The organism is Marseilla massiliensis (assembly GCF_023336985.1).
Classification (GTDB): Bacteria; Bacteroidota; Bacteroidia; order Bacteroidales; family Bacteroidaceae; genus Prevotella; species Prevotella intestinigallinarum.
Map to the genome: position 1 here is coordinate 69,534 of NZ_JAMBLP010000006.1, position 21,192 is coordinate 90,725.

24 protein-coding genes and 1 pseudogene are annotated in these 21,192 nt (G+C 51.3%); 5 read left to right on the plus strand and 20 right to left on the minus strand.

The window, feature by feature from the left end; all coding sequences use genetic code 11:
* The first annotated feature begins 516 nt into the window (after window positions 1-516).
* Window positions 517-828 carry a helix-turn-helix domain-containing protein gene (locus tag M3089_RS06400; protein WP_249082600.1) on the plus strand — a complete coding sequence of 104 codons (312 nt, stop codon included), beginning with the start codon at window positions 517-519 and terminating at the stop codon, window positions 826-828.
* A 46-nt stretch (window positions 829-874) separates the two neighbouring features.
* The gene (locus M3089_RS06405; RefSeq protein ID WP_249082601.1) at window positions 875-1,177 is read left to right on the plus strand and encodes a helix-turn-helix domain-containing protein; all 303 of its coding nucleotides are present in this window, start codon (window positions 875-877) and stop codon (window positions 1,175-1,177) included.
* Between the two features lie 90 nt (window positions 1,178-1,267).
* On the opposite strand, the gene M3089_RS06410 is transcribed toward M3089_RS06405, so the two are convergent.
* From M3089_RS06410 to M3089_RS06420, 3 genes are read right to left on the minus strand one after another with little or no spacing between them, the layout of a single operon-like run.
* Window positions 1,268-1,642: a transporter gene (locus M3089_RS06410; RefSeq protein ID WP_249082604.1), complete on the minus strand. Its 375-nt coding sequence runs from the start codon at window positions 1,640-1,642 to the stop codon at window positions 1,268-1,270.
* Window positions 1,643-1,649: 7 nt separating this feature from the next.
* Window positions 1,650-2,987, minus strand: a complete 1,338-nt coding sequence (locus M3089_RS06415) for a site-specific integrase (protein WP_249082606.1) — start codon at window positions 2,985-2,987, stop codon at window positions 1,650-1,652.
* Window positions 2,988-2,990: 3 nt separating this feature from the next.
* Window positions 2,991-4,322 carry a site-specific integrase gene (locus M3089_RS06420; RefSeq protein ID WP_249082609.1) on the minus strand — a complete coding sequence of 444 codons (1,332 nt, stop codon included), beginning with the start codon at window positions 4,320-4,322 and terminating at the stop codon, window positions 2,991-2,993.
* A gap of 332 nt (window positions 4,323-4,654) precedes the next feature.
* On the opposite strand from M3089_RS06420, the pseudogene M3089_RS06425 reads away from it, so the two are divergent.
* Window positions 4,655-5,167 (plus strand): annotated as a pseudogene (locus tag M3089_RS06425) (site-specific integrase); the annotation flags it as partial.
* 56 nt (window positions 5,168-5,223) lie between these two features.
* Here M3089_RS06425 and M3089_RS06430 read toward each other — a convergent pair.
* From M3089_RS06430 to M3089_RS06475, 10 genes are all read right to left on the minus strand, one after another.
* Window positions 5,224-5,535, minus strand: coding sequence for a helix-turn-helix domain-containing protein (locus tag M3089_RS06430; RefSeq protein WP_138265928.1), 312 nt, complete (start codon window positions 5,533-5,535; stop codon window positions 5,224-5,226).
* The gene (locus tag M3089_RS06435) at window positions 5,532-5,825 is read right to left on the minus strand and encodes a helix-turn-helix domain-containing protein (RefSeq protein WP_087339891.1); all 294 of its coding nucleotides are present in this window, start codon (window positions 5,823-5,825) and stop codon (window positions 5,532-5,534) included. The genes M3089_RS06430 and M3089_RS06435 overlap by 4 nt, the downstream gene beginning before the upstream one ends.
* Window positions 5,826-5,836: 11 nt before the next feature.
* Entirely contained in the window at window positions 5,837-6,160 is a 324-nt protein-coding gene (locus M3089_RS06440) for a helix-turn-helix domain-containing protein (protein WP_087339894.1), read from the minus strand.
* 969 nt (window positions 6,161-7,129) lie between these two features.
* Window positions 7,130-8,437 carry a sigma-54-dependent transcriptional regulator gene (locus M3089_RS06445; RefSeq protein ID WP_249082610.1) on the minus strand — a complete coding sequence of 436 codons (1,308 nt, stop codon included), beginning with the start codon at window positions 8,435-8,437 and terminating at the stop codon, window positions 7,130-7,132.
* Entirely contained in the window at window positions 8,434-10,893 is a 2,460-nt protein-coding gene (locus M3089_RS06450) for a hybrid sensor histidine kinase/response regulator (RefSeq protein ID WP_249082613.1), read from the minus strand. Before M3089_RS06450 ends, M3089_RS06445 begins: the two co-directional genes overlap by 4 nt.
* A 96-nt stretch (window positions 10,894-10,989) precedes the next feature.
* Window positions 10,990-11,835, minus strand: a complete 846-nt coding sequence (locus M3089_RS06455; RefSeq protein ID WP_249082615.1) for a helix-turn-helix transcriptional regulator — start codon at window positions 11,833-11,835, stop codon at window positions 10,990-10,992.
* A 206-nt stretch (window positions 11,836-12,041) separates the two neighbouring features.
* Window positions 12,042-12,455, minus strand: a complete 414-nt coding sequence (locus M3089_RS06460; protein ID WP_249082617.1) for a hypothetical protein — start codon at window positions 12,453-12,455, stop codon at window positions 12,042-12,044.
* A 275-nt stretch (window positions 12,456-12,730) separates the two neighbouring features.
* Entirely contained in the window at window positions 12,731-13,180 is a 450-nt protein-coding gene (locus M3089_RS06465; protein ID WP_249082619.1) for a hypothetical protein, read from the minus strand.
* Complete coding sequence (locus tag M3089_RS06470; RefSeq protein ID WP_249082621.1) at window positions 13,156-13,593, minus strand: hypothetical protein; 438 nt, start codon at window positions 13,591-13,593, stop codon at window positions 13,156-13,158. Before M3089_RS06470 ends, M3089_RS06465 begins: the two co-directional genes overlap by 25 nt.
* Window positions 13,590-14,180 (minus strand): hypothetical protein, encoded by a 591-nt coding sequence (locus M3089_RS06475; RefSeq protein WP_249082623.1) that lies wholly within the window; start codon window positions 14,178-14,180, stop codon window positions 13,590-13,592. The genes M3089_RS06470 and M3089_RS06475 overlap by 4 nt, the downstream gene beginning before the upstream one ends.
* Window positions 14,181-14,269: 89 nt before the next feature.
* On the opposite strand from M3089_RS06475, the gene M3089_RS06480 reads away from it, so the two are divergent.
* Entirely contained in the window at window positions 14,270-14,797 is a 528-nt protein-coding gene (locus M3089_RS06480; protein WP_249082626.1) for a hypothetical protein, read from the plus strand.
* A gap of 51 nt (window positions 14,798-14,848) precedes the next feature.
* Here M3089_RS06480 and M3089_RS06485 read toward each other — a convergent pair whose 3' ends face one another.
* From M3089_RS06485 to M3089_RS06495, 3 genes are all read right to left on the minus strand, one after another.
* Window positions 14,849-15,226, minus strand: a complete 378-nt coding sequence (locus M3089_RS06485; RefSeq protein WP_249082628.1) for a WG repeat-containing protein — start codon at window positions 15,224-15,226, stop codon at window positions 14,849-14,851.
* Window positions 15,227-15,267: 41 nt separating this feature from the next.
* Window positions 15,268-15,759 carry a hypothetical protein gene (locus M3089_RS06490; protein ID WP_249082629.1) on the minus strand — a complete coding sequence of 164 codons (492 nt, stop codon included), beginning with the start codon at window positions 15,757-15,759 and terminating at the stop codon, window positions 15,268-15,270.
* Window positions 15,760-15,891: 132 nt separating this feature from the next.
* On the minus strand, window positions 15,892-16,362 hold the full coding sequence (locus M3089_RS06495) for a hypothetical protein (protein WP_249082631.1): 471 nt from the start codon (window positions 16,360-16,362) through the stop codon (window positions 15,892-15,894).
* 98 nt (window positions 16,363-16,460) lie between these two features.
* Between M3089_RS06495 and M3089_RS06500 the strand changes: the two genes are divergently transcribed.
* Window positions 16,461-16,844, plus strand: coding sequence for a hypothetical protein (locus M3089_RS06500; RefSeq protein ID WP_249082633.1), 384 nt, complete (start codon window positions 16,461-16,463; stop codon window positions 16,842-16,844).
* 96 nt (window positions 16,845-16,940) lie between these two features.
* On the opposite strand, the gene M3089_RS06505 is transcribed toward M3089_RS06500, so the two are convergent.
* From M3089_RS06505 to M3089_RS06520, 4 genes are all read right to left on the minus strand, one after another.
* Window positions 16,941-17,195 (minus strand): immunity 17 family protein, encoded by a 255-nt coding sequence (locus tag M3089_RS06505; protein ID WP_239464695.1) that lies wholly within the window; start codon window positions 17,193-17,195, stop codon window positions 16,941-16,943.
* A gap of 177 nt (window positions 17,196-17,372) precedes the next feature.
* Window positions 17,373-17,798 carry a tetratricopeptide repeat protein gene (locus tag M3089_RS06510; RefSeq protein WP_249082635.1) on the minus strand — a complete coding sequence of 142 codons (426 nt, stop codon included), beginning with the start codon at window positions 17,796-17,798 and terminating at the stop codon, window positions 17,373-17,375.
* A 6-nt stretch (window positions 17,799-17,804) separates the two neighbouring features.
* Window positions 17,805-18,935, minus strand: coding sequence for a VWA domain-containing protein (locus tag M3089_RS06515; protein WP_204432998.1), 1,131 nt, complete (start codon window positions 18,933-18,935; stop codon window positions 17,805-17,807).
* A 13-nt stretch (window positions 18,936-18,948) separates the two neighbouring features.
* Complete coding sequence (locus M3089_RS06520) at window positions 18,949-21,171, minus strand: DUF5682 family protein (protein ID WP_249082636.1); 2,223 nt, start codon at window positions 21,169-21,171, stop codon at window positions 18,949-18,951.
* Window positions 21,172-21,192 lie beyond the last annotated feature (21 nt).

Below are 21,192 nucleotides of genomic sequence, written 5' to 3' on the forward strand. Positions count from 1 at the left end.
GGCCGTTGTGCGCACATTAGACCGATTATCGGTTGCAAAGGAAATGGCTATAAAACAGACAGTCAAAGAATTGGGTGGGCTGTGGCAACAATGTATGGTTTTGCACTTTGCCCATTGCCTGAACGGTACAGACTGCGCCATTTTGCCATTGTGCATGAAACGGGCATTAGGAATTTTAAGGGCTTAATTGGAATGGTCGGGGCGGATTTAAGGAAATGCCCTTTGAGAAACAGAAGAGCGTAATTTTAAGGTTGGCAGAAAGCCGAAGAACGCCATTGGCTACCACACCAACGCCAAATGCTGCCACGGCTCTGCGAAGCGTTTGGATTATGCTGGACTTCACTTTTCTTTGCACCACGGACGCTTGGAACAGCCGTCACGGGTTCGGCAAACAACGCCACTCCCGACCACTTGCTGCCACAAGCTGCCACCTCATTGCAAATCCATTGTTTCAAGCGGACAACGGATTTACTTTGCAGGCGGAACGGATTATTAACACTAAAATCAGTATAAGAAATGAATGTAGTAATTATCTCGAAAGAAAAGTACGAAGAAATGGTCGGCAAGCTCAACCGCCTGTCCGACCGGGTAAATGAAATCCTCCACAAGAGGGAAGGAAAACGGCTCAGCCGTTGGATGGACAACCAAGAGGTCTGCCAACAGTTGCGCATCAGTCCGCGAACCTTACAGACGCTCCGCGACAACGGCACGCTGGCTTACTCGCAAATCGGGCACAAGATTTTCTACAAGCCGGAGGACGTGCAGCGCATCGTCCGACTTGTGGAGGACAGACGCAAGGATGCCGCTTGGCGTGGCAGGAGTATTTGATTTGAAGATAAGAATACCACTAAATCCATTGTAAATACTGTAAATCATGAATGACCTGATTCTTGCCGACCGTGAATTGGAGGTCGGCTTCATCGGAAAACTGGATGCCCTGTTTGAAGGCATCGAAAGAATGGACGCAAGCCACAAGGCTTCGCCAAGTAACGAACAGTTCCTTACTGACAAGGAGGTGTCGGCATGGCTCAAAGTGAGCCGACGCACCTTGCAGGACTACCGCAACAACGGGATGGTATCCTACTACCAGTTGGGCGGCAAAATTCTGTACAAGGAGTCTGACATCGAAAAGCTGCTGATGAGCGGCTACAGGAACGCTTACCGCATGGAAACGTAAATCTGAATGTGCAAAAACAAAGAAAGCCGATGGCGACAAGTAAATTGTCCGCCCATCGGCTTTCTTTGTGTAATGTTATATCCTTTACTGCTAACACGTACACCGTGGACTGGTTACGGACAGCGAAAAGAACAAATTTACAGGCTTTTCACGGCTTGCTGTGTATAGCCTTTCCATGATAAACTTTCGGAAAGCTATTGCCTCTCGGCTTCGCAACCTGAACGCTATGGCAACCACCATTTCAAGGCTGTACACGTCATAACAAATCTTGCCGTCCTGTCTGACGTGCCGCACCGTTTCTTCTACCGCCAATTCATTGTTCTTGTATATGGCAGCAATAGCCTTACGAATATAGCAACCGAACACGTTGAACGCATCGCACATCTCCTGCTGCGTCATCCATACGGGAGCGGTCGGCAGAATGAGCGCCCCATTTTCAGTGATTGTGATTATTCCTCTTTCCATGTCCGCATCATTTTTCATTGTCAGAATTTCGTTTACACTCTTTTTTCCAACCGCTGTAATTGCCGCACTTGAACACGCGCGAGGGCATCCCGTCATCGGGCAAAGAAAACCTACCTTTGGTGGTCTCGGACAGCACAGCCAAGTCACGGCTCACCTTCTGGTTGGTGATTTCCGCGTAGATTTGCGTGGTGCGGATGGAGGAGTGCCCCATCATCTTGCTGATGGTTTCTATCGGCACGCCGTTGTTCAGGCAAATCAGGGTCGCAAACGAATGGCGGCTCATATAGTAGGTAAGGTGGCATCCCAAATCACACTGTTCGGCTATCATCTTCAGGTTGCGGCACAGGCTCGAAGTCTGCGGAACGAAGAACAGTTTTCCGTCCTTTCCCTCGCCGCGGTACTTTTCGATAATTCGCCACGGTATGTCCAACAGCTTGATGTGGCACTCCGCTTTCGTCTTCTGCCGTGCGATGTGAATCCACTTGCTGCCGTCCTCCTTCGTGATGATGTTGTCCTCTGTCAGGTTCGCCAAGTCTGCCCTCCCGATGCCCGTGAAAGTCGAAAAGACGAACAAGTCCCTCGTATGGCACAGCCTGTACGTGGGCAGCTTGGCTTTCAACAGCTTCTCGAACTGCTCACTCGTCAGATAGCGGTGGTTCACCGTGATTTTCTCTATCTTGTGCCCTGCGAAAGGGTCACGCTTGAGGATGTGCCTTTTCAAGGCGAGCCGCGTCATCTTGTGCAGCAGGATGAGATAGTCGTTGTACGCAGATACTTTCAGCCGCAACACCGTGGAGAGGTAAAATGTGAAATCGGTCATGAAGCGCATGGTCAGCGAGCGCAACGGGATGTCCTCCATGCCGTACTTGTACTTCATGAAATTGTGGATGTGCTTGCGTGTGGTCAGGTACCGGATATAAGTGTGCCTTGTCCTGTCGATGCCCACACGTTTGGCATACTCCTCATTATGCTCGTCCATCAATGTGAGCAGGGTTTCCTTCACCTGCGATTTGCCCGTCACGGCGTTCTTGATAATTTCAGCAGAAACGAAACCGTAACTGTCCACGTTTTCCTTGTAGGCGGAACGTGCTTTGGCTTCCAGTGCGGACAGGGTGTCGTTCAATCTGACCAACTCCCTTTTCTTCTCGCAAGCGATATTTTCCTTGCGCCCGTCGGTGGAAGCCCTACCCATTTCCGCATCCCAAAATTCCGGTTCGACTTCCAACCCTGTGGAATACTGGCTGACCTTACCGTCAAGGGTTACGCGTCCCATGACAGGGCATTTCCCGTTCTTCTTCAACTTCTGCCGGTTGATGTAGAACAATAGCTTGAACGTGCTGCGCATGGCTTATCCCTCCATCATTTGTTTGACAATGGCTTTCTGTTTCCAGCTCGGATTGACCCTGCGCCGGGTGATGTCCTTATGAATCGGGGAAGGAGCCGAATCAATCCCGAACAGGGAGAACTTGCCTTCAATGGCTTCGCCCAGCCTGTCCACGTCACGGTCAATCTTGTCCTGCGTGACTTTCGCGTACCGTTGAGTGGTCTTGATATGCTTGTGCCCCATGATTTTGCTCACCGTTTCGATGGGAATGCCCTGCGAAAGACAAATTATGCTGCCGAAGGTATGACGTGCGGTGTGGAATGAAATCGGGCGGTTGATGCCGCACATCACGGCCATTTTCTTCAGGTGGCGGTTCATACTCTCCTTTGTGAGCATGGGTAACAGTTTCCCGTCGGCATCCATGCCCCTGTATTTCTCCAAGATGGCAAGCGGTATCTCCATCAGCCTTACACATTCGGGAGTGCCCGTTTTCAGCCTTTCCGTATGAATCCACAGGCTCCCGTCCTCGGCTTTCACGATATTCTTCTCCGTCAACGCCCTCATGTCGCAGTAGCAGATGCCAGTCCAACACGAAAACAGGAACATGTCCCTCGTGAAATTGCGGTTGGGCGTGTCATAGGTCGTGTTGGCGAACTTGGCAAGTTCCTCTTCCGTAAGATACATCTGCTTGAACTCCGGCTTTTGCGGACTGTACCCCTTGAACGGGCTGAAAGGGATGGTGCCACGGAACACGGCGAGCATCATCACGCATTTCAGGCGGTTGATATGCCCGACTATGGTCCTTGGCTTGAACCGCTTGACGGTTCGCATATATATGTCAAAATCCTCGATGAAGTTACCGTCAATCTGCTTGACGGGCATATCCGAAAGACGGTACTTGTCTTTCAGGAACACGGCAAGGTGTCGGTAAGTGTTCGTGTACTGGTAATAGGTGTTCACGGCGCGGTTCACGCCCACGCGCAAGGCGTAGTCACCGTTGTGTTCCTCAAACAGCTTCATGATGGTGTCCTGCGATTCTGCCTGACCTTGGTAGGCGTTCTTCACATCTTCTGCCGAAACAATCTCCTTGATGTCCTTCAGCTCGTTGAAACGCTGGCGCAACAGCAACAGCGTGCGTTCAATCTCGCGGTTCGCCATGACCGCCATCCTGCTCTTGCCCGTACACCGTTGCGCCGTGGCGTTCCACAACTTTACATTCACCTTGAACTTGCAGGAGAACTGCGCGATGGAGTTGTTCTTTCCCCTGACGGCTATCCTGCCCATGAGGGGCGACAGTCCGTCCTTGTCCTGTCCGCTACGCTTGATGTAGAGCAGCACTTTCATTTCTGTCTTCATTGCCATAACTTTTTTGGTTGCAATATTAGTGATACATTGCCGACCGACAGAATTGGAAACGGGGCAGAACGGCGCAAACGGAACGGACGCTGTTAAATCTGCGGATTTGAAGCCCTGCCGCACGTATAATGCTTGTTTACAAGCATTAGGAACACTGACTTTCAGGCTTCAGGCAGGCAGCGGAACAGGTAATGACTTGGTAGCGGAAACCTTGCATTATCCTGCCTTCCCCTGCTGTTTGGCTGTAATGGCAAACAACTGCAAAACCGCTGCATTACAACGAGTTGCGTTTGATTCTCTTTATTCCTATCTCCCTTGCTTTGATGCTTCTTTCTTCGTTCACCGGGCTGGCGTTTGCCGACCTGAAAAGTCTGAAGACGGACAACATCACGCAGGCGGAAGACGGTACATGGTGGATACACTATCGGAGACAGAAAACGGACACGCTGTCCTCCGTCCGGCTGCTGGACATCCCGTTGAGGATAATCAAGAAGTACAAGGACCAAAGGAACAGCGACAGGGTGTTCAACCTTTACTGCCGCAAGTATTTCCTCACACTCGTTACGGAGCTGGGAAAGACATACGGCTTTCCGCTGACCTTCCACCAGGCCCGGCATAATTTCGGCACCCATATCACGCTCTCGTTGGGTGTCCCGATTGAGACGGTGGCCCGCATGATGGGACACCTGCGTATTGAGACCACGCAGATTTATGCGAAAGTCACTGACAAAAAAGTGGAAGAGGACATGAAAAAACTGAAGGACTCCTCCGTCAACCGGGAAACATTCCTTTATGAGGAAGAGCTTGAAGGGAAAAGGCGGAAACGGCGGCAACGTGCCGGATGATGAAAAAAATGGAGAAGCGGCAGCCCGGCCTTTTTCTCCATCTTCCTGTCTTACACTTATACCCACCTCTGTTCTTCCCGGCATCTCTTGTAGGCATCCTCCAGCATTTTATGTATGTCGGATTCCTTGTAGAGCACCTTTCCTTGAAGGAGGTAATAAGGGATGACACCGAGCGTGCGGTACTCCTGCAGAGTCCGCCGGCTTATCCGGAGTATGCCGGACAGTTCCTCGTCCGTCAGGAAACGTTCTCCCTTGAACATCGGCTTGGGAGTCTTTTCCATATCGGACAACATTCTTTCCAAATTCTCCAGTCCCTGGAAAAGGACTTCAACGTGAGGGTCTTTCCTCTCTATGAAATGGTAACTCATGGCTTTCTTTTTAAGGGGTGATAACTTGATTCCAACAGGTTCTGCACATCTTCAGGCTTGTAGAACATCTTGTGCTTGATGCGTGTGAAAGGCAGAAGCCCCTTGTCACGGTACACCTGCAATGTCTTCTTCGATATGTGAAGCACGTCGCATACATCCTGGTTGTCCATCCAGTTCTTCAAACCCATGTCCTTGCCTGAACGGCACAACCGGGCAAGCCGGCTTTCAAGTTCGCAGAAACGGATCCGGAACTCGTCAAAAGTCTTTTTGTCTATACATATTATTTCCATACGTCTTCTGATTAAGATTGAATACCCAGTTCTTTCCTGATCCTTGCGGGCAGCGCCTTCCCTTTCCGGTTCAGGAACTCCTGAACTTCGGAAGCCTTGTAATAGGTGCGTCCGTCAATCATGTAGTAGGTCACGAGCTTTTTCTGACGGTAACGCGCAAGGGTGCGCTTGGTCACGCCGAGCAGTTCGCACATGTCCTGGTTGTCGAGCAGCTTGTCACCTTCAAGGGCGGCCGTCTGCCGGTTCATGCGGTTCAGCCTGTCCTCTATCTTGTCAAAGCGTTCCATAATCTGGTGGAGCATCATCTGGAATGTCTCCCGGTCTATCTGTATCATACTGAATTCTGTTTTAGTGCGTGAATACTTCGTTTCTCACACTGTTGCGCAACAGGTTTCATTATGATAAAGGCCAAATCACAGACCAACGCGGCAGATTATTCTTCCGAAAACAGGCAAAACGCTGAATATCATAGAAATAAAAAATCAGCCTTCCAGGAAGAGGGCTGACGGGCATATTGCATTTGCAATGTCCTGCAACGGTCTATTGCAACGTCCTGCAATAATGCAGACGGCACACGCCGTTCCGGAAGGTCTTGGATCTGACGAGCCGCCAGTTGCCTGACGGGAGGTGAGCGGAGACGGACAAAGGGAAGGTACTGACCGAGGGAATAAGAAAGATTACAAGTTCATCGACAAGGCTGTAAAGTGACAGCCCCCGCAGAAATTCCACGCTCTTCTCATCGTATATTTCCGCATGGAAAACCGTGGAAGGCCCGGCAGTGTCTTTCTCGCAGATAAGATCGACCAGCGGGTAACCGGGAAACAGGCGTCTTGTGCAGCGTCCCCTCCAGTACGGGAAGCCCTTCCTGTCCGATTTTACCCACTCCAACAACGGTTCGCCTTCCGGTGGGACGGCCCCGTCCAATGTCATTGCTATCACTGCCTGTAACTTCGCCATGCTTTTCTGCCTTTAAATGAAAAATAGCGTGAAATCCACGCATTATCAGGCAGAGGCTCTGGCAAGCCCAAAAACAGATCTGCATGGACTCACGCTATAAGGTATAGCATAAGCCTCACGCAAAAGCCTCTGTTTTTGAAATTTTGCCAGATTTCTACCTGAGACGTCTTGCGACTTATGTATGATAAACGGCAGGACTCCAGCCCTTGCCGTCATCGGTTCAGTATGTTACGGCCGGAACATGTATGGCACACAATTCCGGCCTTTGTGCAAAGGTAGGCATTTTCTTCCATTCTATAATGCCTTTTGCTTCATATCTTACGCCCGCACAATGAAAAAGAGGCTTTTCATTTGTCAAGCAGGCCGTATTTCTTCATTTTCCGGTATAGTGTCGACGGATCGACATGCAGGATGCCGGCGGCTTTCCTGCGGTGTCCCCCGCTTTTCTCCAATGCCATGAGTATGGACTGTTTCTCTTCCGCCTCCGTCTGCGGGAACATATTGATTTCCGTACTCCAGGATTCCATCTTTATGTTCAGTTCCGCCGCCTCTATCACCGGCTGCCTGGCCATCAGCACAGCCCTCTTGACCTTGTTCTGCAATTCACGCACGTTGCCCGGCCACCTGTAGGAAAGCATCAGCTGTCCGGCCTCGGGGGAGAACCCTTCCGTCTGCCGTTTGAGCTCTTTGGAGAATTTCTTCCTGAAATGCTCCGCAAGCGGAAGGATGTCTTCCGGGCACTCATGAAGGGAAGGCATCATTATCTCAAACTCGCACAGCCTGTGGTACAGGTCCTCGCGGAAACGCCTCTCCTTAATGGCCGACTGCAGGTCCTCGTTGGTGGCGGCCACTATCCGCACATCGGCCTTTCTTTCCCGGCTGCTGCCGATCGGGAGATAGGTCCCTTCCTGCAAGACACGCAGGAGCATGGCCTGCACTTCCTGTGACAGTGTGCCTATCTCGTCCAGAAGCAACGTGCCGCCTTTCGCCTGGTCGAAATATCCTTCCTTGTTGCTGTCCGCACCGGTGAAAGTCCCTTTCATGTGCCCGAAAAAGAGTGTCGCAGCCAGTTCTTTGGGAAGGACGGCGCAGTTGACCGCCACCAGCGGCTTATCTTTGCGGTCGCTGGAATAGTGTATGCGTTGCGCGATGGATTCCTTGCCTGCACCGTTAGGCCCGAGGATAAGCACGGAGATGTCAAACGGGGCTACAGTCCGGGCAAGGTTTTCCACCTCAAGCATCTGTGGGCTGTTCCTGTGGAAAAGGTTCTTGTCTTTGTCATAAACCTGGGAACTCGGCCGAAGTATATCCTTGATCAGCTCAAGAAGCTCATCCATCTGTACGGGTTTTGCCAGATAGTCGTCCGCGCCGAGTTTGATGGCTTTTACAGCGTCAGGCACGGAGGCATAGCCGGTCATGACGATGAAAGGGATGTCAATCCTTTCCTTGCGGAGCCATTCAAGCAGGGATATGCCGTTCCCTTCGGGCAGGCGCACGTCGGCAAGGACCAGGTCGAAATGTTCCGACTTTATCCGCTTCCTGGCGCCGGGCTCGTCTATCGTCGTCGAGACTTCGTAGCCGGATTTCTCAAGCCATCTCTTCTGCTGGCCGGCCAGCATGATGTTGTCCTCCACGATAAGTATCCTGTGTTTCATTGTTCTTTGTTTTCTATTGTTTCCTGTTTCCCATCTTCCATTTCCGACAACAGCCGTTCCGCTTCGGCAATCAGCCGGCATATCCGGCCGACCATGTCTTCCGTATGCCTATGGACCGCCTTTCCGTCCGGACCGTCGTCCTGCAGGATTTCACTGTACTCGTCAAGCTCATGGGCGATGCCCAACTGTTCCCACGCCGGGTACATGCGGTGGAGCGTCTCCCTCATCCGTCCGAAATCCACTTCCATGTCCGAAAGGGATTCCTGAAGCTCCGCCTTGTTCTTGAGGGATTCTCCGATGAATGTCTCCAGAATCCATTTCCTGTCTTCTATGTCGGCGGCCAATGCGGAGAAGTCGGCCGAAACGGTCGGTGCGGCTTTTTTCTTTTCTGTAACGGATGACAGGAACGTCAGCAGTTCGTTCATGGAAAACGGCTTGCGGATACAGCCGGAGAAGCCGGCCTCCCAATAGCGGCTGTCGTTCCCGTCATTCCGGGCTGTCATTGCCGCGACCGGTACCGTTCTGGAATTGCCTATGTTGGATTGCCGCAGTAGGTACAGCAGGTCGAAACCTCCCGTGCCACGCATCTGTATGTCTGTCAGGATGATGTCGTAACGGGCCCGGCGCAGTTCGTTTACCACGGCCTGGGCATTCTGGCACTTGCAGCAGGACACGCCGTTTCTTTCCAGCATTTCCCCGACGATACGGAGCTGTATCGGGTCGTCATCCACCACAAGGACCTTTTGCGGAAGGCTGAGCCTGCCCTCGACCGGAATGGCGGTGTCTTTTACCGGTTCGTCCGTCGGAGAAAGAGGGATCCGTATTTCAAAGGAACTGCCTTCTCCCGGACGGCTGGATACGGAAATCTCTCCTTTGAGCAGGCTGACAAGCCCACGGGTTATCGCAAGGCCGAGCCCGAACCCGTCGGCGTTCACTTCGGGTGCGGCCCGTTCAAAGGGCTGGAATATCCGCTCCACGGTTTTCCCGTCCATGCCTATGCCCGTATCCTGTATCCGGACTGTCAGTATTTCTTTTTCATACGAGGCGGAAAAATTTACCGAACCGGACTTTGTGAACTTGACAGCATTTGACAACAGATTGTCCAATACCTGTTCCAGGCGGTCGGCATCGCCGGAAACCACGATGTCCGGGACATCCACATTCTTGGAAAAGAGCAGCCCTTTGTCATTGGCCGGACGTGTGTATTCGTCTGCCATCCCGTCAAGGAATGGAATGAGCCGGAACGGCACGGGATTAAGGGTTTCCTTCGCCTCGTCCAGCCGGGAAAGGTCGAGCAGGCTGTTGGCCAGCCGCGCGATATGCCGGGAGGAATCCATGATGTCCGTCAGATAGGCGTTGCGGCGTTTCCTGTCCCTGGTGCCCATCGCCAGTTCCGCGCTGCCGCTGATGGTGTTAAGCGGGCCGCGTATGTCGTGCGACAAGGTCACAATGATGCGCTTGCGTATCTCCAGCAACTCATACCTCTTGTGGTGTGAGTCCTCCAGCTCGCGCCGGTCACGGTATTTGCGGCGGATGTCGCGGTAGATGAACACGTAAAGCAGCAGGGCGCACAGCAGCCCCGCCGACGAGATGCCGCATATCAGGGCGAAGGCCTCTTCCCGCAAGGCGGACACCCGTTCCAACCGTTCCTCCGTGCGCAGCATGGCGTCCCGCTCGAAGTCGTTCACCAGACGGTTGATATGCCGGTTCAGCACCCGGTTGCGGCGCTCCAGCGAGTCGGAAAGGGCATGGTACATCTCCTTCTGCTCCCGGAGGGCGGCGAACACGTCGTTACGGAACTGCCGCATGTCACGCACATGGCGGGTGTTCGGCACGACACGCACGGTGCCCGCTCCATGCGCTCCGGCATTCCCGTCCTTTTCCTTTTTCTTTTTGGGCCTGAGCCAGTCCCAGAAACTCTTTTTGACTTTCTTCCCGCCTTCATTCTCCGGTGTGCCGGCCACGCGTTCCGGCACGGAGGCGGAATGTTCCAGCGAAGGCAGACGCTCGCTGAGCAGGCTGTCCATGCGGCTGGCCGTCGAGGGCGTTTCCGCCAGGCGGTATATCTGGGCCTTCTTCTCGTCAAGCAGCAGCCGCACCGTGTCAATGCGGCTCTGTTGCAGGGTGTCTGAATAGACGGAGCCTAACTTTTCCAATATCTCCGACATCCGGCGGTCCTTCTCTTCGTAGGAGCGCAGGTCGTCCTTGTCCCACAGCAGGGCGCCGTCGCTGTAAAGCAGCAGGGCGATAAGGCTCTTGAAAGCCGAGTTTGTCAGACGCCGTTGCTCCAGCATCGCCCGTTCCTCCTCTTCGGCTTCCTGGAACACCTGTTTCTCGTTCCACACGGCATAGACGATGCCGCCTACCAGCAGGGTAAGCAGCAGATAGCCCGAAAGGATCTTGACCTGCAAGGTTCCTTTCGGGCGGGGTGTGGGGGTTGTATGTCGTTTTCCCATGAACTTTGCGGATTCTACAAAAGCGCAAAGTTAGGAGGGTATGGGTGAAGCCTTGTTCTGATTTTCTGCGTAAAATTTCTGATTTCCGGCGGACGCTCATCCGGCTGTGTCTTTCCGCAGCAGCGAGGGGGATTTCCCGAAGTTCCGCTGGCAGTAGTCCGACAGGGTCGATAGCGAGTGGAAGCCGTTGCGCTCGGAGACATCGGACAGCGGAATGGCGGTATCTGACAGCATGGCGAGGATGTCCTCCTTGCGACGCTCCCGCAGCCATTCGGCCACCGGCTGCCCGAACTCCTCCTTGAACCGTTCTCGGAACACCGTTTCCGACTGGTGGCAGCGTGCCGCCAGTTCCCCGGCGGTCAGGGTACCCACGGGCCTGTTCCCGGTCATGATGCGCACCATCTCCTTAAAACCGCCGTACCGGAAGTCCGGCAGGCTGCGTTCCACCCGGCGGAAGTCCGCTTCCGTCAGGAAGCAGGGATAGTCCTCGTCCCCTTCGAGCAGACGCCGCCATTCTTTCAGCGCCAGACCCATCATCAGGTTGTACAGGGCGTTCAGGTGCGGGTATTCGTCATGGAGCGTCATCCGCCCGACCACCTCCATGCAGAACAGCGTCCCGGCACGGTGCTGGGTGCGGTAGCTGTTCACGAAGGTGTCCGTCACATAGCCCGTTACGGTGTTGTCCCGGCAATGGGCGGCCAGTATGTACAGGGCGCACTCCGACGGGGCTTTGGGAGACAGCGACGGGCGCAGTCTGCGCAACTTTCCCGTGAGCCACCGCATGGCGGCGATGTTCTTCGCCGGCTGTCTCAGCACCGCCCATGTCTCCGGGCGTCGCAGGTTCACGAGGACGCTTGCCCTCTCCGCTTCCTTCATCCACTCCTGCCACTCCGTGCCGAGGGTGGCATCCTCCAATATTTCAAATAAATCATCATTCATCATATATGTTTCGTCTTTATTTTAATCCTTCCGTTTTTCTTTTCTCCATATTCCATTTGACTTTATGTCATGCTCCAACCAATGCCATCTGTGTGAACCAAACGATATCCGGACTGGAATACAATAAGGCTCGTCAGAAATTTATAAAACTTAATATAGGTATATTTCCAAACATTCATATCATTCAGCATTAAAGGTTATTACCGTTGCTACAAGGGTTCTAAAAATCTCAAACCGTATTTGCCAACATAGCAGCAAAACAAGAAAAAGAAAACCACAAATATCATATACAGGATGGACAAAATCCCCCAAAGCATCTTCCGAGGCTCCGCTTCGACTTCTTTTCTTATGCGCTCGAACGCATCTCCTTTGCACAAGGAACGGTTGCGAAGCCATCCAATGGTTAGCATCCCCAATGCATAAAGAGCAAAGAAGAATGGCTCGTATTTCGTGGACAATACATTATCCACTAATCTGTCGATAAGTATCAGTATTCCAAAATACAAAAGCGAATCAAAAGATGCTACAAACAACATGGCCGCAAAATCGTCCGCACCGTCTTTCCCGATTATCCTGCGGCGTATCTTGAAGAACTTGATATATATGTATTTCCAGACGTTCATATCAATTCACTAACATTATCGACTTAAAAAGTACCACCCATGTCAGAATAATACAAAATTATAAAAAACACCTCGCAATCCTGCCGTAAAAGCCGAAAAAATGGTACATTTACGCTCAATTTTCAATATGCTTCCTTGGAGTCTTCCTGATGCTTCATTTCGGCTTTTGGAAGTTAGGAAGCTGTTTGTGACCCGTTTCAACACTTTAAGTTTTCCGCTTATTTCAATGAACCTTTCCACCGTTGTGGAACTTCAGCGCTGACTCCGGCTTAGTATTATAAGTAGGGAAACGCAATGTTCACCGCTACCACCAACGCCACGATAGCCGCAATGTAAATCAACATCGCCCGTTTCCAGTAGCGGGGACGCTCACGGAGTTCCTGCCGGACTTCCTTGCGGATTTTCTTGTCATCCAGAAATCCCAAGGGAATGACCATCAGCAGCAAAGCCAGCACCGACACGCCGTAAAAGACGACCTTCTGACAGTCGGATTCCAGATGCACATACCCGTCTTGCCCCGCCGCCGCGAACAGAGTGCCGTTCAGCAGGAGCAATTCGGGGAGGATGGTCAGGGCATATATCCCGGCCCCCAACGCCTTGCGCTTCCTTTTGTTGTTCCAATCGGTGAAATGGCTATGCATGATTTTATGCAGCATCACTAATATGTAGAAGAAGCGGCAAAACACGTTCCGACTGTCTGTCATTTGATAGTTTTGTCTATCCATTTCAGCACTGTTCCCCATAAGGGTATATTGGCGATAAGCAAAAAGCCAAGAGAGAACAGGAAAAAGTAACACCGGGCAGGGCTGAACTTGCGTCCCGCATAGTGCCGCATGACCGCCTTCCGCCGAGCGGGTGAATATATCCTGCCGGGCAGATAGACTATTACCACGCTACAGATAATCATGGCGATTGCAAGGAAATCGCGTACAGGAGGGTCGAAACATAAGACGATGGTTATTATCGGCCCAAGGACAACAACCATGATGCAAAGCATCAGCATACTATCCCCGTCGGGCCGACGTGGCTCGCCTTTGTAATGCTGCTGCGCCATTTCTCCCAACCAAAACAAATAGTCGAAGAAATAGTAGCGTCGTGGCCGCTTTTGCTCTTGCTCTTTATATTCCTGTTTCCTCATAAGGCATTCCGTTTTTCGTTTCCTACGCCGTGGCGAAATAAAGGCACGCCACGCTTGCCAGGGCGATGACCAGCAATGCGCCCACGCAAATGTGCAGCGTCTTCCACATTAAAATCGCTATATGTTTTCGTATCTTGCCTTTCATTTGCATACAAAATTATAAAAAACACCTCGCAATCCTGCCGTAAAAGCCGGAAAAATAGTACATTTCCGCTCAGTTTTCGATAACCTGTGCGGATATGCTGGGATGGATAGACTATATATGGTTTGTCGGAGAGGCTTTTCACCGGCGTGAGGGGGCTCCGGGCGACGGCGAGGCATTGCTGATGGGATGCTGGTACATGGGTGCGTTCCTGCCGTTGCTGACCTTTTCCCACAGGGTGGTAAACGGCTGGGGATTCTATCTTGTCGCCGATCCGGTCCTGTTGCTTGCCCCGTTCGTTTTCTGCCGTTTCAGATACACGGAAAAACGGCGGGATAAGATTTGGACAAGGCTCCATGAGCATAGGCACATGGGCAGGCGGCTGTTGGCGATAGGTGCGGTGATGGCCGCTATATGCTCCCTCGAAACCTTCCTGATGATTCATTTCGGCTTTTGGAAGTTGGGGAGCCGTTGATGACTGCGGTTCTAATTTATTTTTATTGATTGATAATGTAAAACATGGCTCGCATTATTTTGATTTTGGCTATTTGTGGTTTCGTTGGATGTGCTTCTAACGGGAATGTCGTTTCAGTAAGACAAATTGAAAGTGATAAACCTGTTGTGCTAAGAATGAGAAAGGACAGGACTTTCATTCATAGTCTGCTATACCCATTATCTTTTGAATTTAAGAAGAATGATAAAAGAGAGATATATTATTTTGAATCCTCTTACTTTGCTAAACATGATGAATTATGTCCTGGAACTGGCGAATGTTGGTTAAAGTCAGAGAATCAAAATGATAATTTAACTTATTCTTATAAGAAGTTTTATGGAGGGGTATTATTTACCATTGAAAATAATGATACAATCCAAACACATTTATATAAGTATTATAAAAAGATAATTAAAGAAAATAAAGACACCATTCATGTTTCTTTAAAAGAATTCAATAACCATTTTAAATATATTATTGATAATTTCTTCGAGGGAGATTCTATCTATTTACATTTTCATGATCATAAAAGATGGATTGATGTTCCTTTGAGAATTACATTCAAGTAACTTCTTAATCAACGTGAGTTGTATTCTGTATTCCTATTGTCATAAACAATATTATTTACTTCTCCCAAAGCGAGTACTATCTTGCATTAATGTTCCAACAATGTCACCATTCCGATCAATGTAGTACCAGTCATCACTTTCCCAATACCAGTGCTCGCCTCCGGAGCCTGCCACCTCTTTCCGTTCCCCCGAATCGGTGACTTTCGCCTTGCCACCCTCGAATGGATAGCCGAAGGCAAAACGGGGACGGATGACGGTCTTGCCTGTCTCGTCAGCGTAACCGATACGCCCTTTCCGATCCACTATGCGGTACAGTCCTTCACTTACATAGTCGTCTCCGTTGTCATATTGAAACGCTGCATAATGTCTTGCACTGCCGCAACTGCACAGCAGCAATACGGCACTCAGATAAATGATAATTTTGTTCATGATGCGGGTTGTTTTCATTTGATAATCTGTTTTTGTTAATGTCAAGGCAGCAGGAACTGCATGTTGAAACGGCAGAACAGCCTGTATGCCGCATATCCGGCAAGCAGGGTGATGCCTGTAAAAATCCAAAATATGGTTCTGCGTCTCTTCTTATCTGAATTTTCCATCCGGTCAAACTCCGCTTTCAACCTTTCATAGCGGCTTTCCTTGTAGATCCGTCCGTTTACCAGAATCAATATGACAAACGGAACAAGGATATAGCCCAATATCCCCTTTGACTTGTGGAGAATATACAGATGCCATGCTGTCGGACTGTCAAGACAGTTGAGTATGACAGCAGTGAACAGCACAACATAGACATACTGCATAACTGTAACAGTCGCAAAGGTACGGTGCGGCAGGCCATGTTTGGCCGAATACCATGACCAATAGAAGATATTGTCCCAGAATGAGATTCGGGGTGGTTTGATGAAGGGCTTTTGCTTGTATGCTTCCTTCCTTTCCTGATTATATTTATGCATTCTTTTCTCCATATTCCATTCAGTAATACCAAACATATGTATTTCAGAAACATTCCATTCATATAGGACAAAAGTAAGAATACTCACTCAAATATGGATAAATATGTGTTTCGACCATAAAGAACGCTGTTTCATCATTTTGACTTAGGAAAAATCCGGAAAAGATACCAGCACCGAAAAGGCCACACTGACAGCATTGGCTGCAAGTAGCCACCAGAAAATACGTTTGAACCTGTATTTGAATATCCATTTCATCGACAATCCTTCTATGCAGGTATTGACCAGAGCAACAAAAACGTAATCTACAATCCAATGCGACAAATGAAAAGTACCTTGCTCAAACGGGAACAACAGAAATTCCGTAAGAATACCACTGATTGGTATCAATACCCAACCAACCAATGCGGAAATGGCATTCATAACCGCAACAATAATGGCCGACTTTCTCCATGAGGCTTTTCCAAAGAACTTGACAGCGAAAAATTCCACCACTAAGCCCAATACAATTACATACCAACAATATACTTGTGAAAGTATATAAAGGGAAGGCCAAACCACATTTGCTGAAGCGATCAATGGTACAAACAGAAACAATAGGAGCAATAATTTTTTCATGCTAAATTATCTTTTCACAAAGATAGAGTAAATCATTGATTTTCTTGCAATAATGTGGAAGAAAATGTATCTTTACAGTCGGATTATGACTGAATGTCATGACTGTTCTGAAATGGATTGACTATATATGGTTTGTCAGGGAGTCCTTTTACAGGCGGGAAAAGTCTCCGGGCGACGGTGCCACATTGATTATGTGGTGCTGGTATCTCGATGTGGCCATGATATTGTTGACCCTGTTCCATCGGATTGCAGGCGGTTGGATATTCTATACGGTCATTGTCCCTGTCCTGCTGGCGGTGCCTTTCCTTTTCTGTCGTTTCAGGTACACGGCAAAGCGTCAGGACGAGATCTTCGCAAGGCATTCCCGCAAAAAGACGGGAAGGCGGTTATTGGCGATATGGGCTGCGATAGTCGGCATATTCTGCCTTGAGGTGCTGTTGATGGTACTTTCCGGACTTTGGAGTATTGAATCTCATCCGTAAACACCTCGATGTTTCACCACCTCAAGTTCAAAAGTCGTTTTCGTTCTTGCTCTGTATATTCCTGTTTCCTCATAAGGCATTCCGTTTTTTCGTTTCCTATATCGTGGCAAAATAAAGACACGCCACGCCTGCCAGGGCGATGACCAACAATGCGCCCACGCAAATGCGCAACGCCTTCTCGCCGAAAGTCTCACGCACCCAGTTCCATCCCCATGTGCTCAGCGAGTAAGTCCATTTCCACCCGCATATCACGCCGATGAGCCACAGCAGCAGGATGCCGCCCACTATCAGATAGCCGTAGCGGGGGTTCTCGGCTATCCACTCAAAATGTCTGTCTATCTGTTCGTTCATTGTTCTATATTAAATACTTTTCAGGTGCAAATTCAGAGAATGAATTGCACCCCAATAATGAATGTAATGGCACACAAATCTTCTCTCAAGGTATCTCCTTTCAGGTTTGTCACATTACCGCCCAATAGTCGGATTCTGTCTGTTATTTCCTTTTTCATGAACTCCGTATATCTTTTATTATTTTCGTTTGAGATTCACATGTTTGGACAGCCATTGGAAATATTTCCAATCTTCCTTGAAAATCTTTTCCCCTTCGAGCATATAGGCACGGAGAAGAAATTCAGTTGCATTGGTTTCATCCTTCATTTCCAGATAGTTCTCGCCAAGGCGCAGCAGAATGAAAGGATTGTCTGTCTCTCCGATATTGTAGCATTTGCGGAAAAACTCCAGCGACTTGCCGTAGTCCCCCATCATGAAATGGGCGTCACCGATTGAGCCGGCGAGCCAGAGATATGCTTCCCAGTCTTCCTTCGGTTCAGGAAGGATGTCCAGTGCCTCTTGGAAACAGGAGATGGCTTTAGTGTAATCTTCGCTTTCCATAGCCTCGTTTCCTGTTTCTGACAGTTCTTCAATTCTGTCGTACAGTTCATCTGAAAGTTCCATATTCCTCTATTTTTCTTTGATATTCTTTGATGCCCACATCCCGATATCCTGCTTGCTCAATGCCGCAGCCATCAGGTCTGGGAATTTGTCAGGCGTGCAGGCAAACGTGGGAACACCCAGACCGGCAAGATACTCGGCATTGCGCTTGTCGTAGCAGGGCGCCCCGTCATCGTTTAGGGCCGGAAGCACAATCAGCTGCACGCCGCTGGCCACGATGGAAGCGAAACGCTTGCGCATCTCCTTCTCGTCACCGCCTTCATAAAGGTCGGTCACCAGTACCAGCACGGTGTCCTGCGGCCGTGTGATCACACCCTGACAGTAAGTCAGGGCCCTGGCTATGTCGGTTCCTCCGCCGAGCTGGACACCGAACAGCAGGTCAACCGGATCCTGCAGGTCATCGGTAAGGTCAACGACCGACGTGTCGAACACCACCATACGCGTGCTCACGGACGGCAGGGAGGCCAGTACCGAACCGAAGATGCCGGAATAGACGACGGAGGTTCCCATCGAACCGCTCTGGTCGAGACAGAGAATGATGTCCTTCAGAGCCTTGCATTTTCTGCCGTAGCCTATCCTGACTTCCGGAATGACGGTCTTGTACTGCGGCTGGTAGTTCTTCAGGTTCTTTATGATGGTCGTCTTCCAGTCTATCTCGTTGTAACGGGGATTGCGTCTTCTCGCCGAACGGTTCAAAGCACCGGTGACGGCCTGCTGGGTCGGGGAAGAGAGCTTCCGCAGCAGGTCATCCACGACCTTGCGTACAACCTGACGGGCCATGTCCTTGTTCTTTTCGGGAATGGCCCTGCCGAGTGACATCAGTGTAGCCACTAGATGTACGTCAGGGACAACCGTTGCCAGCATCTCCTTCTCGGTAAGCAGCGAATCGATATGCAGACGCTTGATGGCATCCCTCTGTATGACCTGCACGACGGTCTGCGGGAAAAACTCCCGGATATCGCCAAGCCAGCGGCTTACCTTCGGGGCCGACGATCCGAGTCCGCCTCGGCGGTCACTGTCATAGACAGCTTCCAGCGAACTGTCAAGGCGCTGTTCCTCCACTGTCAGCGTTACACCCGTCCCGTCAGCGGCGTTTCCGCCGAGAGCCATGCGCCATCTTTTCAAATATTCTGTTTCCATGTTCTGTTCCTTTTTATCCGATTCCCAGAAGTCTGCCGAGCAGGGGTATCACCTTGGATGCATCCCCGTCATTGCAGGAATGTTCCCCGGAGGCGGTTCCGGTATCGGTTCCGTTCAATTCGAATCCTTTGGCCTTCTCGCCGAGCTTGCGGCGCTCGGCCGTGGTGAAATTGCTGAATGTGCGTCTGATCACCGGCAGCAGTTCTATGAAATTCGCGTCGCTCAGGCCGCAGAGCCAGCCGTTCACGAGCTGCCACAGGTTGTCGTCCAGCAGCAGTACCGAACCTGATGCACGCAGGAATCCCTCGAACCAGTATGCGATGTCGGAAGGTGCGTTGCCCACCGATGAATAGAAACTCAAGGTGTCACGCATCTCTTCACGCGATATCCTGCCCTTGTCGTAGAGTATGCGTGCCGCGTACCCGGAGAGCAGCGGATGCGCTCCCGATGAATTGCGGATCTGCTGCACGAACCCGTACCACATGCCGTTCAGTTCTTCGTCATCAAGCGTGGAGACGGCATAGTCGGTAGCCGACAGGTGCTCAAGAAGTTCTCCGGCTGCCTCTTCGTCGATGTTGATGCAGACGAGCAGACCTCCTGCAAGGATACGTGCCACCATGGCCCGGAGCATGTTGCCCACCTTGCTGAAATCCAGATTGCGGACATCGCCGTAACGGACGATGTTCACCAGGTCGGGAACAGCTTCCATCATCTCCACAATGTCTGTGGATGCCGCCGACAGACGGTCAAGACGGATGGTCATCGCCTCCACAAGCTCCGGAAGGTTGGCCGGAATGACCCGGTCAAGAAGTCCCGTCAGTTCGGGGATTCTGGTGATTCCGGTCATACGGTCGGAGACGTACTTCTGCACGGCTTCCTCCACGGTATTGCCCCAGACTGCCCGTTCTATGATGCAGACAATCTGTTCCGGCCTGTGGTAAAGACTCCATTTTTCCTTGAATGTACCCTTGCCGCCTGCGGTTTCAGGCTTGGCCCAGTCTATGTCAAGCAGGGCAAGGCGGTGGAAGAACAGGCTGCGTTCCAGGTCGGTCTCCTTGCGCAGGTCAAGTGTCATCTCCTTAATTTCCGCCGTGAAAGGGACACGCAGGCGTTTCTGCTGCCGTTCCACGTCAATCAGGAGAGGGACTTTGGGCACCGCTTCCGGGACTTTGCCCAGCCGGTTGCCCACGATGAGCGATTCCCTGACGAGCTGCAGCAGCATGTCGTCCCCGAAGCCCATTACGGTGGTCACCGCCTCGTTGTATTCCTCAAGCGTCGGGGCGGGCAGACCACGCAACGCCGCTGTCGTCTGCGCCAGACGGACTGTCTCGATTACGTGGGCCACCGAGATGTCCATGTCCTTCTTCCTCAGAAGGGCCGCTATACGGCTGACCCACCAGGTGCCGTCATCATCCGGATGATGCCACAGGTAATGGTACCACCCCGGAGAGTCTATGCCGGCCCCGTAACCGCTGCGGAAGGTAAGCCTGTCATACGTCCACGGAATCCATGTGCATTCCGCCTTTACCTTCGGGAGCCCTTTCAGCAGCTCGTTGTCGTCCTTTACCTTCGGCATGTTCTCCAGTGCCGGGACATGCCATGCCCCGCAGATTACGGCTATGCGTTCGAAAGGCTCCTTCTGGGCCGCTCGTATCATGCGGCGCATCCACGCTTCACGGACAAGGTCCCTGCGGGAGGTATGTTCCGGGAGGGCTTCCCTGAGTGCGGTCACTACTTCCTTGACGGCCTCGAAGATGCCGCTGCCGTCCCTGCGCTGTTCTATGTTCATGTTCCACCACGATTCACCGTCCGGATAGCCGGCAGCTTCTGCCAGCAGGTCAAACGGATCACCCGGCTGTTTAATGGCTTCATCATCCGCTTCTGCAGGCTCGCTGCCATCCTTCCTTTCCGCTTCGAAGGCAAGGGAATGGGCAAGCGGGAGATCAAAGAAGCGTAAGGTGACATTCTCCCGGAGAGCATAGCGCAAAGCCTGCCATTCCGGCGAGAAGTCGGCAAACGGATAGAATACGGCATTCTGCGGCGCATCGGGCTGATAGCCGAGCAGGGCTACCGGAGGCTTCATCTGCCCGTCGGAGACGAACGGCATGAGAGCCTCGGCCTCCGCCGGTCCCTCAAGCAGTATGAGGTCGGGACGGATACGCTCAAGTTCCTGCAGGATGTTCCGGCAGGAGCCCGGCCCGTGATGACGTATTCCCAATAGATGAATGTCTGTCATATTACTTGTCTCATGCAAAAT